The organism is Cloacibacillus sp. An23 (genome assembly GCF_002159945.1).
Taxonomy (GTDB): Bacteria; Synergistota; Synergistia; order Synergistales; family Synergistaceae; genus Caccocola.
In genome coordinates, this window is sequence record NZ_NFJQ01000008.1 from 39,202 (window position 1) to 54,045 (window position 14,844).

The 14,844-nt window shown below is 55.6% G+C and carries 15 protein-coding genes; 13 read left to right on the forward strand and 2 right to left on the reverse strand.

Annotated features, from left to right (window positions below; all coding sequences use genetic code 11):
- Positions 1-59 precede the first annotated feature (59 nt).
- From pyrF to B5F39_RS08910, 10 genes are all read left to right on the forward strand, one after another.
- Entirely contained in the window at positions 60-767 is a 708-nt protein-coding gene (pyrF, locus tag B5F39_RS08865) for an orotidine-5'-phosphate decarboxylase (protein WP_087366222.1), read from the forward strand.
- Positions 767-1,366 carry an orotate phosphoribosyltransferase gene (pyrE, locus tag B5F39_RS08870; protein ID WP_087366224.1) on the forward strand — a complete coding sequence of 200 codons (600 nt, stop codon included), beginning with the start codon at positions 767-769 and terminating at the stop codon, positions 1,364-1,366. Before pyrF ends, pyrE begins: the two co-directional genes overlap by 1 nt.
- A 3-nt stretch (positions 1,367-1,369) precedes the next feature.
- A complete protein-coding gene (locus tag B5F39_RS14265) occupies positions 1,370-2,230 on the forward strand; it encodes a hypothetical protein (protein ID WP_087366227.1) in 861 nt (286 codons plus the stop codon).
- 85 nt (positions 2,231-2,315) lie between these two features.
- A complete protein-coding gene (lptC, locus tag B5F39_RS08880; protein ID WP_087366230.1) occupies positions 2,316-3,389 on the forward strand; it encodes an LPS export ABC transporter periplasmic protein LptC in 1,074 nt (357 codons plus the stop codon).
- Between the two features lies 1 nt (position 3,390).
- Complete coding sequence (lptB, locus tag B5F39_RS08885; RefSeq protein WP_087366232.1) at positions 3,391-4,131, forward strand: LPS export ABC transporter ATP-binding protein; 741 nt, start codon at positions 3,391-3,393, stop codon at positions 4,129-4,131.
- A gap of 318 nt (positions 4,132-4,449) precedes the next feature.
- Positions 4,450-6,135: a murein biosynthesis integral membrane protein MurJ gene (gene murJ, locus B5F39_RS08890; RefSeq protein ID WP_087366644.1), complete on the forward strand. Its 1,686-nt coding sequence runs from the start codon at positions 4,450-4,452 to the stop codon at positions 6,133-6,135.
- A 78-nt stretch (positions 6,136-6,213) separates the two neighbouring features.
- A complete protein-coding gene (locus B5F39_RS08895) occupies positions 6,214-6,765 on the forward strand; it encodes a hypothetical protein (RefSeq protein ID WP_143330703.1) in 552 nt (183 codons plus the stop codon).
- The gene (locus B5F39_RS08900; RefSeq protein WP_087366238.1) at positions 6,747-6,950 is read left to right on the forward strand and encodes a hypothetical protein; all 204 of its coding nucleotides are present in this window, start codon (positions 6,747-6,749) and stop codon (positions 6,948-6,950) included. Before B5F39_RS08895 ends, B5F39_RS08900 begins: the two co-directional genes overlap by 19 nt.
- Positions 6,950-7,996: a tRNA (adenosine(37)-N6)-threonylcarbamoyltransferase complex transferase subunit TsaD gene (gene tsaD / locus B5F39_RS08905; protein WP_087366240.1), complete on the forward strand. Its 1,047-nt coding sequence runs from the start codon at positions 6,950-6,952 to the stop codon at positions 7,994-7,996. The genes B5F39_RS08900 and tsaD overlap by 1 nt, the downstream gene beginning before the upstream one ends.
- Before the next feature lie 21 nt (positions 7,997-8,017).
- The gene (locus tag B5F39_RS08910) at positions 8,018-8,749 is read left to right on the forward strand and encodes a DUF4241 domain-containing protein (protein WP_087366243.1); all 732 of its coding nucleotides are present in this window, start codon (positions 8,018-8,020) and stop codon (positions 8,747-8,749) included.
- A 111-nt stretch (positions 8,750-8,860) separates the two neighbouring features.
- Here the strand turns inward: B5F39_RS08910 and B5F39_RS08915 are convergent, their stop codons facing one another.
- Positions 8,861-10,030: a pyridoxal phosphate-dependent aminotransferase gene (locus B5F39_RS08915; protein WP_087366246.1), complete on the reverse strand. Its 1,170-nt coding sequence runs from the start codon at positions 10,028-10,030 to the stop codon at positions 8,861-8,863.
- Positions 10,031-10,295: 265 nt separating this feature from the next.
- Here B5F39_RS08915 and raiA point away from each other — a divergent pair, with 265 nt between their 5' ends.
- Positions 10,296-10,838 (forward strand): ribosome-associated translation inhibitor RaiA, encoded by a 543-nt coding sequence (gene raiA, locus B5F39_RS08920; protein ID WP_087366247.1) that lies wholly within the window; start codon positions 10,296-10,298, stop codon positions 10,836-10,838.
- Positions 10,839-11,058: 220 nt separating this feature from the next.
- Here the strand turns inward: raiA and B5F39_RS08925 are convergent, their stop codons facing one another.
- The gene (locus B5F39_RS08925) at positions 11,059-11,919 is read right to left on the reverse strand and encodes a LysR family transcriptional regulator (protein ID WP_158096005.1); all 861 of its coding nucleotides are present in this window, start codon (positions 11,917-11,919) and stop codon (positions 11,059-11,061) included.
- Between the two features lie 172 nt (positions 11,920-12,091).
- Between B5F39_RS08925 and B5F39_RS08930 the strand changes: the two genes are divergently transcribed.
- Positions 12,092-13,279, forward strand: a complete 1,188-nt coding sequence (locus B5F39_RS08930; protein WP_087366252.1) for an amidohydrolase family protein — start codon at positions 12,092-12,094, stop codon at positions 13,277-13,279.
- A gap of 86 nt (positions 13,280-13,365) precedes the next feature.
- A complete protein-coding gene (locus B5F39_RS08935) occupies positions 13,366-14,757 on the forward strand; it encodes a TRAP transporter large permease subunit (RefSeq protein ID WP_087366254.1) in 1,392 nt (463 codons plus the stop codon).
- Positions 14,758-14,844: the final 87 nt, after the last annotated feature.

A 14,844-nucleotide genomic window follows, 5' to 3' on the forward strand; every position in this document is an offset into this window, starting at 1 on the left:
ATAGTAAGAACGGATAGCACAACCTTGCGTTGTGCTATCTCCTTACGGAGGGATAATTTATGGAAGAAAGACAGTGCGGGCTCATCCTCGCGCTCGACGTGCAAACGCCGGACGCGGCGCGCGAGTTCCTCGACAGACTGGACAAGGCGACGCGCTACGTGAAAATCGGGCCGCGCCTCTACGCGATGGGCGGCCTTCCGTTCGTTAAAGAAATCATAGCGAGAGGGTACGACGTGTTCCTCGACCTCAAGCTGCACGACATCCCGAACACCGTCGCCTCGGCGGTCGAGCCTCTTTCGGAAGCGGGGCTCTGGGCTCTCACGATACACACGTCGGGCGGTTATGAGATGATGGCGCGCAGCGTCGCGATGCGCGACAAGACCGGAAGCAAGATGAAGCTCTTCGGCATCACGGTGCTGACGAGCCTCGGCGGCGAGCTTTGGAGCGGCGTGCATCCCGGCTGCGATATGAACGGTGCGCTCATTGGCCGCGCCGAAACCGCGGAGCGCGCCGGCCTCGACGGTATAGTCTGCTCGCCGCTCGACCTCGAGCTTCTTCAGGGACGCGCGAAAAGGCTGCTGCGCATCGTCCCGGGCATAAGAACGAAGAAAGTAAGCACGGAGGATCAGACGCGCGTAGCCACGGCGGCGGACGCCGCGAAGGCCGGCGCGTCGTACATAGTCGTCGGGCGTCCGATACTCGAGGCCGCCGACCCGATTGCGGCGGCGAAGGATATATTGAAGACATTAGAGGAGGCTTCACGCTGATGGCCTGTACCTGCGCGAACGAAGAAGTTTCAAAGAAAATTCTTGAAATGATGAAAGAAAGCGGAGCTCATCTTCAGGGGCATTTCAAGCTCACCTCTGGGCTGCACAGCGACAACTACATGCAGTGCGCTCTCATGCTGCGCTATCCGAAGTACGCCGCCTACGCCGGCGCGGAGCTCGCGAAGCTGCTCGAGCCGTACAGGCCGGACTTCATACTTTCGCCCGCGCTCGGCGGCCTTATTATAGGCCACGAAGTCGCGCGCGCGCTCGACGTGCCGTTCCTCTTCACCGAGCGCGTAGACGGAGACATGCGCCTCAAACGCTTCCCGCACCCCGGAAAGCTGCGCTTCGCGCTCGTCGAGGACGTATGCACGACCGGCAAGTCGTCGCGCGAGTCCGCGCAGATACTCGTAGACGGAGGGGCGGAATGGGCCGGCTCCGGCTGCATTGTGGACCGCCGCGCGCCCGAGTGTCTGCCTGACTGGGATCTGAAGTCGCTGGTAAAGGTGCATTTCGCGACCTACAGGCCCGAGGAATGCCCGCTCTGCGCGGCGGGGCTTCCGCTCGTGAAGCCCGGCAGCCGCCCGGACGGAAAATAAAGCATGGCTAAAGCGGCGCGCTTTTTCGCCGCGAGTCTGACGCTGGCGCTCGCCGCGTTATTCGCGTTCGTCCCGTTTCTCTGCGCGGGACGGGCGATCGCGGCGCAGAAGCGCGTCAGGATAGCCGTAACGTCTCCGTGGCTTCTTGAAACCGCGTCGTTCATATGCGGCGACAGGGCCTCGGTGCGCGCTCTCGCCGTTCTCGAAGCCGACGGGCGCGAGCGGCTCGTCTCGCGCCCTGCGCGCGGCGAGGTCGTGATAGCCTTCGACGCGGCCGACGCATCGCGCCACAGGATAAGCGCGAAGAACTCAAACCTCGCGCTGCTCTTCGACATGGTGCAGGTTTCCGAGGAAAAGCTGCGCCGCGCCTTCTTCGACCCCGCGATGCTTCCGTTCATTGCGCAGGAGATAATGAAGGCCGTTTCAAAAATAGACCCTGAGAGCTACGCCTATTACCAGAGGCGGCTCGCCGAGTTCCAATCGCGCATAGACAGCGCCGTCGGCGTCGGGCGGCACCTTTCGGCCGGCGGCGCCTCGAAGGCGCTCGACCTGACCGGCGCCGAGGGCGTATGGCTCCGCTCGTCGATAGAGGGAATAGTCCGCCCGCCTGACGGCGTATGGAACGGCTGGCTCTCGGGGGACGGCGCGGCTCTGAGCGCCGCGCTCGACGAGGCCGCGCGGCGCGGCTGGCTGCTGTTGCTCGACCCGTGGACGCCGGAGACGATACGCGCCGCCGCCGCGGCATACCCGAACCGTATGACTCTTCCGCCTCCGTCCGGAGACGGCGACATATTCGTATTCCTTCACGACATCCTGACCTCCGTCGCCGCGCGCCTCGGCGCGGAAAAGCCGTCTCAAAAGTAATGTGTAAATCGGAAAAATAATGTAGAATAGACGATACGGCGCGCACGGACGCGCGCCGCTATCTCTGTGGAAAAAGAGGTCTCCGATGAAAATAAAACGAGTTTTAGCCGCGCTATGCGCAATATCAGCGCTCTGCTCAGCGTCGCTCCCGGCAATCGCCGCGCAGGCGCAGCAGGGCGGCGTGAAGAAGGTGGAGACGACGCTCTCCGCCGACAGCATCGACTACAACGTCAACACGGGCGACGCGCGCGCCTCCGGCAACGTCGTCATAAAACGCGAGGGCGCGACGCTCTGGGGCGACGAGGCCGAAGGCAATACGAACGACGAAGTGATGACGCTGCGCGGCAACGTGCGCGGAGAATTCCCAGAACAGGACGCGACGCTCAAATCGGAGAGCGCCACGTGGACCGGGGACAAATCCAAACGCACCGACGGCCTCGTTGAGGCATTCGGCAGCGTGCGGCTCACGCGCGGCGCGGAAGACTACCTCAACGCCGACTATGTGCGCTGGGAGCCTGGGACTGAAAACTACGCCGCGCGCGGCGGCGTGGACGGCCTGCTCGAAAAGAAAATCCTGAAAGCCGACGACGCGAGACGCAGCGGAAATAAATTCTGGGCCACGGGAGTGCGCCGTTACGAGGACCTGGTAGAAAAGTTCGCCGTCTCGGCGCGTACAGTCGAAGGCACCCTGGCGCCGGACCCGCAGACCGGACAGGACGCGCTCAAGGACATGGTGGCCGACCGTAACGTCGTGCTCGATTATGTGGACCGCGAGGGGCTCAAGACGCGCGTGACCGGCGACAGGGCCGTCTATTCGAAGGCCCGCGGCACGATAGTCGTCTCGGGCAACACGAAGGCCGTCCGCAGCGACGGCAAGACCGTCACAGCCGATACGATGGTCGTCCACGAGGACACGAGGGTGATCGAAGCCAAGGGCAATTCGCGCATAATCTTCGTAGTGGACGAGGAAGAGCAGCCGGCGGATCAGAAGAAGGACGGCGGAAAGAACGCGAAAAAGTCCGGAGCTCCCGCCAGGAGCGCCGAAAAGAGCCCCGAAACCGGCGGCACGCCCAAAGCCGAGAGCGGAGCCAAGCGCCCCTCATCAGGCTCGGAGAGCACTCTCAGTGACGACGAGACGCGCTGGGTGGAGGGCTGGTAGGATGGCGCTCGAAACAGCCGCGACGACCCTGCGCGCGGAAAAGCTCATCAAAAGCTTCAGCGGGCGGCGCGTAGTCAACGAAGTCAGCGTAAAGATAGACAAGGGCGAGATAGTCGGGCTGCTCGGGCCGAACGGCGCCGGCAAGAGCACGACATTTTACATGATAGTCGGGCGCATCATCCCGGATTCCGGCAGCGTATGGCTCGGCGCGCAGGAGCTTTCCGGCCTTCCGATGTACCGGCGCGCGCGCGCCGGGATAGGCTACCTGCCGCAGGAGGCCTCGGTGTTCCGCAGCCTCACCGTGCGCCAGAACCTCGACCTCGTGCTCGAGGAATCGGGCGTCCCGGCGGACGTGCGCGGCGAAAAGATATCCGCGCTGCTCGACGACTACGGATTAAAGCATCTTCAGGACACGAAGGGCGTCTCGCTCTCCGGAGGCGAGCGCCGCCGCGTCGAGATAGCGCGCTGCCTCGCGCTCGAGCCGCATTTCATACTTCTCGACGAGCCGTTCAGCGGAATCGACCCGATAGCGGTCGCGGACCTTCAGTCGATAATCAGAGACCTCAAAGAGCGCGGCTACGGAATACTGCTCACCGACCACAACGTCCGCGAGACGCTTTCGATTACAGACCGCGCCTACCTCATATACGAAGGCAAGGTATTCCTCGAGGGCGAGCCGGAAGAAATCGCCGAAAACGTAAAGGCGCGCGAGCTCTATCTCGGAAAGGATTTCAGCTGGTAGCCCCGGGCGGCGTTTTGCCTGCGCCGCCCGGCAGGCGCGCCGGCGCTTCCTTCCGGCGTTGAAACGTAAAAAACGGCGGCTCTTTCGGGCCGTTTTTATTTTTATATAATATGGTGTGATTTTGACATTATGCGCGACGATTCCATAAACGGCAACAAAACCGGCGAGGCGGCAAAAAATCACGCTTCACGCTTAAACGGGGGCAATGAAAGCGGCGGGGCGGTGAAAAATTACGCGCCGCGCTTAAACGGAAACAATGAAACCGGCGCGGCGGCGGTAAGTCACGCACAGCGCGTAACCGGCGGCAATGAAACCGGCGTGACGGCGGGCAATCGAGCGCCGCGCTCAGACGGAGGCAATGAAGCCGGCGAGGCGGCGAAAAATCACGCGCCGCGCTCAAACGAAAGCAATAAAACCGGCGAGGCTCCGAAAAACTGCGGAGAAAAAGCAAAACGCCCGGACGCGCTCTCGGGCATGGTCTTCCACGCCATGCGCATGATGGCCGGGACGCTCGTCAGCCGCGTGCTCGGCCTCGTGCGCGAGATGCTCACGGCCGCGCTCTTCGGCGCGACGCGGCAGCTCGACGCCTTTTTCGTAGCCTATACCCTCGCGAACCTATCGCGCCAGCTTCTCGCCGAGGGGGCTCTTTCAGCCTCGTTCGTCCCCGTCTTCTCGCGCACTCTCGCGGCGGACGGGCGCGACGACGCGAGACGCCTCGCCGACGAGGCTCTGACGATACTCATCTTCGGATGCAGCGCCGTCGTCGCGGCCGGAATTCTGCTTTCGCCCTTCCTCGTCGACATAATGGCCCCTGGCTTCGCGCCCGAGGAACGCGCAGTCGCGGTGACGCTGACGCGCATGATGTTCCCCTTCCTGATGCTAGTCTCCGTCGGCGCGCTCGCGATGGGCGTCCTGAACAGCCTCGGCAGCTTCTTCGTCCCGGCGATAGCGCCCGCGCTGAGCAACCTTGCATATATAATCTTTCTTCTCGCGACTATGCGCGAGCTGTCCGTATGGAACCTCGCCTTCGCCGTGCTGACCGGCGGAGCCTTCCACATGCTGCTCCAGGTCTACTGGTGCTCGCGGCTGAAGTTCACGCTGCGCCCGCGCAGGCCGGATTTTGCAGACCCGCAGCTCCGCGGCATGATGGCGCTCTTTCTGCCATACGCGGCCGGACTGTCGCTCAACCAGCTCAACCCCGTCATAAGCCGTATGCTCGGCTCCTTCCTCGACGGCGGCTCCATATCGGTGCTGACCTACGCCGACCGCGTGCTCCAGCTCCCGCTCGGCCTCTTCGTCATAGCAATCTCGCAGGCCGTCCTTCCCGTGCTCTCGCGGCAGGACCCGAACGACACGGCCTCCTTCTGCGACTTCGTGCGCGGAGCGATGCGCTTCAACCTCTTCGTCGTGCTTCCCGTAGCTGCGGGGCTCTGCATGGTGTCGCACGAGGTCGTCCACCTGCTCTTCTTCCGCGGCGCGTTTTCCGAATGGGCATGGCACGCGACCGGGACGGCTCTCTCGCTCTACGCGCTCGGCCTTCCGGGCATGGCCAGCAGCACCGTGATAATGCGCGCCATCTACGCGCGCCGTATGCCGCGCGCCGCCGTGCTCGTGACCGGCGTGACTGTCGCAGTCAACCTCGCCGCCAGCGTCGTCCTGATGCGCTTCTTCGCATACGCGGGGCTCGCCGCGGCTTCGGCCTCGGCCTTCACTGCGGCGAGTATCTTCGCCGCGTGGAAGCTCTCACGAAACATAGGCGGACGGCTCCGCATCTTTGAGCTTTCGTGGCTCTGGCGCGTCCTGCTTCCGCTCGCCGCAATGTCCGCGGCTCTCGCCGTTTTTAAGAAATTCATGCCGTATCCCGACGCTTCGGCCCTTTCCGCGAGGCTGCTATGGCTCTTCGCCGCGACGGCCGGCGGAGGCGCGGTGTACGCCGCGGGCACGCTCGCTCTGCGCTGCCCCGAGTGGCGGTGGATATGCGGCGCGGTTAAAAAGCGCGGCTGACGGCCCCTTTCTGGTGTAAAATATTCTTGCGCGGCCTTTCGCCCGAAGCCGCGAAATCTTTGATTGGGGGAAAAGGCCGTGAAAAATAAAATATTCTTCTTTGCAGCGGTCGCCGCGCTCTGCGTCCTGTTCGCCTCCGCCGCCTGCGCGCGCGAATGGGAGCCGGGACAGGTGGACGCGACTGAGCTCCTCGGCGCGCGCCAGACCGACGTATGGGTCGAGGGAGAGCGCTTCGGCGACATGGTGATAGGCTCGCGCGCGTCGCTTCAGATAATATACGTGGACAGCGACCTCGCCGCCGCCGTGAGCGCCGACTTCGCCATACAGGACTGGGCGAAGAAAATGGTGCAGTACTACGGGAGCGACGGGACGCGCGGCAAGGCTCTCTTTATCGCGCACATAGAGACCTTCAAGCCGATGGAGGTGGCTCCGGAAAATATCTTCGTCGGCGGCTACCACCTGGCTAAGGGCGACGTGCTCTCGCCGAGCATGACGAACCCGTTCGGCGAGCTCGGTTCGGGCGAAAAAGGCTACTTCGCCTTCGTCGTCCCCGCATCCGAGCTGAAAGCCGGAAAAGAAATACCTGTAGGATATGGAGATGATTCCGTATTATGGAAAGTACCGAAATAAAAGAAGCGCCACACACATATAAGTGCGTCGAGTGCGGCCTCGTCTTCGACAGCAAGACGCACGCCGAGAAATGCCCGAACTGCCGCTGCCGCGTGCTGATCCACGTGAAAGGCGAAAAACGGAGCGCCGGCTGCGGCTCATGCTCCGGCGGCAACTGTTCCTGCTGCGGAGGCTGCTCGCACTGATGGGTGAAAAGCACGGCGGTTTTGTAACTCTCGGGATAGAGTCGAGCTGCGACGACACCGCGCTCGCAGTCACGGCGGACGGCAGCCGCGTCGTCGCGGACGCCATATCGAGCCAGATAGACTCGCACAGCGTCTACGGCGGCGTTGTGCCGGAGCTCGCCTCGCGTATGCACCAGGAGGCCATACTTCCGCTGCTCTGCAAAATTCTCGCCGAAGCCGGAATATCCTCGCCGCGCGACGAAATAGACCTCATAGCCGTGACGGCTGGGCCGGGGCTCATGGGCTCTCTGCTCGTCGGCGTGATGACGGCGAAGGCGCTCGCGCAGGGCTGGGGCGTGCCGCTCATAGGAGTGAACCACCTTGAAGGGCACATCTTCGCGAACGTCGCGCGTAAAGAAGGCGACGACCGCCCCGTGCCCGAGCCGCCCTTTGTATCGATGATAGTATCGGGCGGACACACCGAGGTCGTCCTCGTGCGGGCGTTCGGAGACTACGAGCTGCTCGGCTCCACGCGCGACGACGCCGCGGGCGAAGCCTACGACAAGGTGTCGAAAGTCCTCGGCCTCGGCTATCCCGGCGGCCCGGTGATCGACCGCCTCGCCGCCGGCGGAAACCCCGAAGCTTTCCGCCTTCCGCTGCCGCTCGCCGGAAGCAAAGAAATCGAATTCAGCTTCAGCGGCCTCAAGACAGCCGCGATAACCCTCATAGAAAAAGAAAAAGCCGAAGGCTGCGAGTTCCCGCTCGCCGACGTCTGCGCGTCGTTCCAGCGCGCGGTGGTTGAAAGCCTTCTGTCCAAACTCAAACTCGCGGTAAAAAACACCGGGGTAAAGCGCGTTACTCTCTCCGGCGGCGTCGCCGCTAACTCCGCGCTGCGCGCCGCCCTCGCGGACTACGCGAAAGCGAAGGGCGTCGAGCTCTTCCTGCCGCCGCGCGCCATGTGCACCGACAACGCCGCGATGATAGCCGCCGCCGGATACGCCTCCTACATGCGCGGAAACCGCTCGACCCTCGCGCTCTCGCCGAACCCGTCGTGGAGCGTGTGGTAAATACACGAAAGGACGTTGGACATGCCCTCAAAAGAATGGCTCGAAAAATACGAAGCCGTAAAAGAAAAGCTCCGCTGCAAGAAAGATTTGGACGCCTACTTCACCGAGAAGAAAATAGGGACGATGGACGTCGATACGCTCGAAATAGGCGCAGTCTCATTCCCGATCGGGGAGGTCATAGCCTGCGACCCCCTCGTGGAATTCGCCGACGCGCGCCCCTACATGCAGACGATACCGGCGGGAACATATCCCGTGACCGTCTGCGTCGTCCCGAGCGAAAAATACGGAAACCGCTACGCCTGCGTAAAAGTCGCCGTAAGCGACGCCAAGCCTGTGCGCTACGAGATGGGCCTGCAAGGCGACGAAGAACTTGACGAACTCGGCGACGACGAAATTTTCGGCTTCGGCGTCGACGCGGGGATGGGCTGCGTCGCCGACGTAAAAACTCGCGACGCTTTCTTTGAATACTGGAAAAAGCGCGAAGCGGAAGAAGAGGGTATTGATTACTACGACGACCTCTTCTGCGACCTTCTCGAAGAAAACGCAAAAGCGTACCCGAAATACCAATGCAAGTACGGCGACTGGCTCAACTGGACGATTCCATGGACGGGGCTGAACCTCCCGATATTCGCCTCCGGCTGGGGCGACGGCGTATATCCCGTCTACTTCGGCTATGACGCGGACGGCAAAGTCTGCGGCGTCTACGTCCATTTCATAGACGTGGAAGAGGACTACAGCGACGACGGCGAATAGCGCCTAAGACAAAGCGCGCTCATGCGCGCAGATTTAACGTCAGTGAGTAAAAAAACAGCCCGAAGCCGGATGGCGGCCTCGGGCATATTTTTGCAGATTGACGGTAAATTTCTATTTCTTCAGCCCTTCGACGAATTCCTTCATCCGCTTCATGCCCTCTTTGATGTTGTCCATCGAGCATGCGTAGGAGAGGCGGATGTAGCCGGGGGCGAGGAAGGCCGTGCCGGGAACGGCGGCGACGTATTTTTCGTTGAGCAGCATCTCGCAGAACTTCATATCGTCGGGCACCGGGCAGCCTGTCACGTCCACGAATACGTAGAAAGCTCCTTCAGGCTCGCGGACTTTCAGCCCCGGGATGTCGTTTATCATGTCTACGATGACGCGGCGGCGTTTCTCAAACTCGGCGCGCATCTTCTCGACGTCCTCGTCCGCTCCTTCGACCGCGCCGTAGGCGGCCCACTGGGCTATCGAGCTCGCGTTCGAGGTGAGGTGCGTCTGGAGCGTCGCCATCTTCGCGATTATCTCCTTCGGGCCGAGCGCGTAGCCGATGCGCCAGCCGGTCATAGCGTAGGCCTTGCTTACGCCGTTGATTATTATGACGCGGTCCTTTACCTCGGGGACGACGTTGATTATGTTCACATGCTTCGCCGGCTCGTATGCGAAGCGCTCGTATATCTCGTCGAAGATTATCCAGAGGTCTTTTTCTATAGCGACCTCGGCTATCATGCGCAGCGTCTCCTCGGGGTAAATAGCGCCGGTCGGGTTCGACGGCGAGTTGACGACTATGCCGACGGTCTTCGGACCTATGGCTTCGAGCAGCTTTTCCTTAGTCGGGAGAAGGCCGGTAGACATCGTGTCCACCACTTTTTCGACGCCGCCCGCCATGTGGAGCTGCTCGATGTAGCTGACCCAAGCGGGCGCGAAGAGCACGACCTCGTCGCCGTCGTCTACGAGCGCCTGCATGGCCTCGTAGAGCAGCGGCTTCGCTCCGGCCGCGACTATCACCTCGTCGGGCTTGTATTCGAGGCCGAAACGTCTTTTATAGTAATCGCAGACGGCGCGGCGCAGCTCGATTATTCCAGTGTTCAGCGTGTAGTGTGATTCGCCGCGTTTGATGGCCTCTATCGCGGCGTCGTTGGCGGACTTGGGGGAGCCGAAGTCCGGTTCGCCCATGCTGAAGGAAAGCACAGGCTTGCCCTCGGCCTTCATATTTTTCGCGGCGGCGGATATGCTGACCGTCGCGGAGGGGGCTATGTTCAGGATTCTCTTTGAAAACTTCACTTTTATGTCCTCCTTCTCTTAAATGATAGGTTTTGCAGCGTTCGCGGTAAAAACGCGAAAATACTGATGCTATAATAACACAGCCCGCCATTTGTAACAATATTCCACTGAAAATAGTGCGGCGGAGAAGCGTAAATTTAAGCATTGGCGGTGGACTTTATGAAAAATATTTACATAATTTCCTCATTTGTGTGGATTTGAATGTCATGATAAAATATAGTCAGCTACAGGAAACACAAGCAGCATAACGAATGGAGGAGTGGCTATGGAAGTACGTTTCTTTACACGCAATGTCGAACTCCCCGGAGACATTAAGGATTATATGGAGAAGAAGCTTCTCAAGATAGAAAAGTTCTTCGACCGTATCCTTGACACTCAGGTCGTGCTCAACTACAAGCGGGGCATGAACGTGGTCGAGATCACCGCGAACGTAAACGGCGTCATAATGCGAGGCGAGGACTACGCGCCCGATCTGCGCAAGGCCTTCGACAAGGCGCTGAAAAATATAGAACGCCAGGTGAAGAAGCACAAAAGCTACCTCACCGACAGGGCGCGCATGAAAGTCCAGGACGTCTCCTTCGATATAGACCCGGAGATAATGACTGGCGCCGCCCCGGAGAAGGAAGAGCAGCACGAGATAGTCAAGAGAAAGAAATTCTCCGTAGACGTTATGACTCCGCTCGAGGCGACTATGCAGATGGATCTCCTCGGGCACTCCTTCTTCATCTTCAAGAACGACGAAACCGGCGAGATAAACGTGGTCTACCGCCGCGAAGAAGGCGGCTACGGACTGCTCGAGCCGAAATAGGCGCATATTAGAAAACCATTCGCCGGGCCGCCCCGGCGCGAAAGCCCCTCCTTCGCGGAGGGGCTTTTTCATGCGCAAAAAACATATAATTTATGTATATTTTGTATTGCAAAATAAGCGATATAATTTTAATTTTTTATAGCTATAAGCTATATTACATATAGTTTTATGGCATGATTACTTGGAGGTTAGTGCGACAAACATCATTATGTAAATTACTTTAAGAACGTATGCGTTGCCTAAAATATCTTTTTAAGAATTCAAAAAATACCATGACTTCTTGTTTCTTAATACCATCGTCAGGCCAACTTATGAATATATTTCTTCTACAAATCGGATTAGTGATATTTAATAAATTAGCTTTATCTGATTGTATTTTCCCCCAAGTGATTTCTGGCCACAACGTTATGCCTAACCCGGCGCTTACCAGCTCTCTGATTGTATATGGGCTATCGCTCTCAAAAGCAATATTTGGAGAGTATCCACAAAGATTAAAAAAATGCATCGTGATGTCTCGCAATATGTGATTTTTTAGCATTACAAAGCTTTCATATCGCAAATCTGCAAGATCGACGGCATTAGTTAATGCTAATGGTGATGACGCTGGGACTGCCAGCTTCAAATCCTCACTCATTACTAACGCGCTGTTGTTTAACATAACATTAGGTAATGTTGAGGATATACATAAATCATATTTTGCATTTTTATTCTGCAATAGTTGGAAATTTATCAATGGATACTCTTTCTTAAACTTAAGCAAAATATCTGGAAGTAAAGAAGTCGCAGCAAGAACATTGAAAATAATCGTGGATTGACGTTTACCAGCTGCAATGCTCAATTCATTCGGTAAATTATTGAGCGTTGCAAGAACGCTCTTTAGACGTTCTTGCAACGCCTTTCCTGCGTTGTTTAGCTTTATGCGTTTGCCGTTGCGATCAAATAACTGCACTCCTAATTCTTGTTCCAATTGTATTATGGCTTTACTGACAGAAGGTTGAGAAACTAGCAGTTCGTCAGCTGCTTTGGAAAAATTTTCATATTTAGCGACTGTTAAAAAGTAGCGCAGTTGGAATAATTCCATCGGTATAGGTTCTCCTCTAATAACTTTCATCTATAAAACATATTCTTATTATATATTGGACAATATTAACAAACAAGGATAAATTTATTGTTAACATTATGGCGCCTAATTAGGTAAGAGATATCTACAATCTGCAGGTTGATTGATCTAAACTTAAAAGGAGGAAATTATAATGAATTTAAAAGGTATGAGTTTCTTTGATAATCATACGCATCTTATCGATCCTACTTTGACATCTCTGACTAAAAAAAGTTTCATAATGCGCTTTATCCATGGCTACCAGGATATGGAACCTTGGGATAAGGGCGTTGAGTCGGATTATACCTATGGACATGCCTCTGATTGGCAGGTAAGCAACATAGAAAATCTAGGTGTAGTGAAGCTGATTAGTCATTATCTTGCCGAGCGTTTTGATTGCGAAGAAACACCAGACGCTGTGATAGCCGCAAGGAATACATATATAGACGGCAGCGTTGAAAAACTGAAAGAATACACAAAGAGTCTTTATAACGAAGAAGGCATTATCGGTACAGTCCTTGACAGCCACGATCCGTGGGGCGATATAAAAGACAAAGCTTTTCCGTGCCCTGTATACCGCCTATACAATTTTGAAGATGATTATTTTGAACTGCTTCCTACAGCAAGTTCTTTCAAAGCTCTGATGGAAAATGTCGAACAGAGGATTCGTAAGGCTATTTCTGATGGTTTCACGGCGCTAAAAGGGCACGTGGCAGAGAATTACACAATGGAAGTACGTGTGATTTCTGACAGTGAAGCTGAGAAGAAATTTGCTGCGGCACAAAAAGGCGAGGATAAAACGGCAGTGGAGGACGTTTTCTTTGCGATGTACAGACATGTCCTTCTGATTGCATCAGAGCTAAATGTCACAGTGCATATCCATGCCGGAACGACTGGTTTTAACCGTCCAAGCGCAGCATATGTGCCGCATCTTGATCCATTTCTTTTTGTTCCCTTTTATACATCCGATCTCGCTTTGACTAAGACTAAAATTGTATTCCTGCACCAGGGATTCCCATATACACGTCATGCTGGGATGATGGCGTATTCGTTCCCGAATATTTTTGTCGATACCAGCTGGGTTCTGCCATGGAACTCATATGCGTTCCGCACTAATATAGAGGATCTGCTCGGCGTGTGTCCGCATAAGAAAATCCTGTTTGGTACAGGACAGCATGGATTCCCCGAAATTGCATGGACAGCTGCAAAGGTGTCAAAAGCCTGGCTCGGCGAAATACTTGACGACTACATACGGCTTGGGCTTATGTCCGCAAACCAGGCTGAAAAAACGGCAAGGCAGCTTCTCTTTGAAAACGGTAAAGAGTTGTACCATATTCAATAAGCATCATATCTGAGGGCTGTATTTTTCAGCCCTCAGCCTTTTCTCTTTTTTCCCCATTAAAATTTTGATATAAGGAGGGCTATTAGGTGATTACAGTTATAGTCCCAATATGCTTGCTGGTATTCTTGCTATTATGTAAAAAAGTACCTCTTGTTGGCGGAAAGATTTGGCCGTCATTGGGGGTGGCTTCTATTTGCGCTCTAGTTATGGGTGGAATTTACAATCCTATTAAGTGGATAAGCGCATGGTTATACGGTATAGATACAATTGCATGGGTGCTCTTTCTTACGGTATTCGGAAGTATATATGCTCAAACTCAAATTCAGCTGGGAACGATGGACACCGTCTTCAGCTGCTTTAAAGCTAAGTTTGGCGAACGCCCTCGTATATTGGTTTGCTGCATACTACTGACTCTGGTTATTGCTGGCGCATTGCTGGGCGGAGGCACAGCATCTATCGCTATAGTCGGCGTACTTATGATACCTTCATTGGTCCAGCTGGGGCTTGATCCTACTAAGGTATGTGCTACGTTGGTCATGGGCGGTGCGATTGGATCTCTAATGCCGCCTGTGAGTCAAGCGATATTTCTGTCTTCGTCGCTTATCCATACAGAGGTAGACCTGGCGAACCAGTATTGCTATTTCACGGTGGGCAGTGCATTTATTGTCGAATGTATTTACGTTTCATTTTGCTTTATAGACAAGAATGCAAAAATCGTCGACTATGATGAAAATGGAAATATTATTCCTCCGAGAAAAGTAAAAGATATTTTAATAGAGAGATGGTGGACGTTAATTCCGTTCTTATTCCTGCTGGTACTGGTGATACTGAGAACGGTTAAAATAATAGATATTGTGCCGCTTGTTTTTAATCAGATCTCTATTGGTGGAGTGCCGTTTATGACCGCTATCAGTAAGATCTTTTTTATCAAAGGATTCACTAATGTGACAAATTTGATACTTGTTCTTTCAACACTTGTGGCATATATATTCCCTATCGTTAGAAAGACGAAGTTCGAATGTATAGTCGTTGGTGTTAAGAACTCCGTTTCAATGATGATAGTACTTTTCTTCTCTGCGCTTATGGTTGGAGCGTTTACGTATGGCGGGCAGATAGAGATTGTAAAGGATTTCGCTATGGGCCTTGATCTCCACGTACTCAAATTCGGCGGTATGGCCGCGATGGTAATTATGGGTATGCTTACAGGTACGCAGTCTACTCCTAATAATGCGATATTCTCGTTCTTTGGGCCTGCGTTGCTACAGGCCGGCATTCTTCCTGGCAAAGCCGCTGCTGCTGGAGCGCAGTTTGCAGCCGCAGGACAAGGAATGCCGCCTGCAGATACATGTACTTTCTTTACGGCTGGACTGGTTGGCAGTGTACTGAATGCTGAAGTTAATCCCGTAAGATCTATGTTGCTTGCGACTCCTGTTTGGCTTTGGGTTGTCTTTACAGGTATGATTTTACTGTACGTGTAATATGTAGCGTGTGGGGTCGGCGCGCGGCTTTTACTCATATCATAAATGAGTTTAGCTGCGTGCCGCCGTTTACGGTGTCTTTATAGA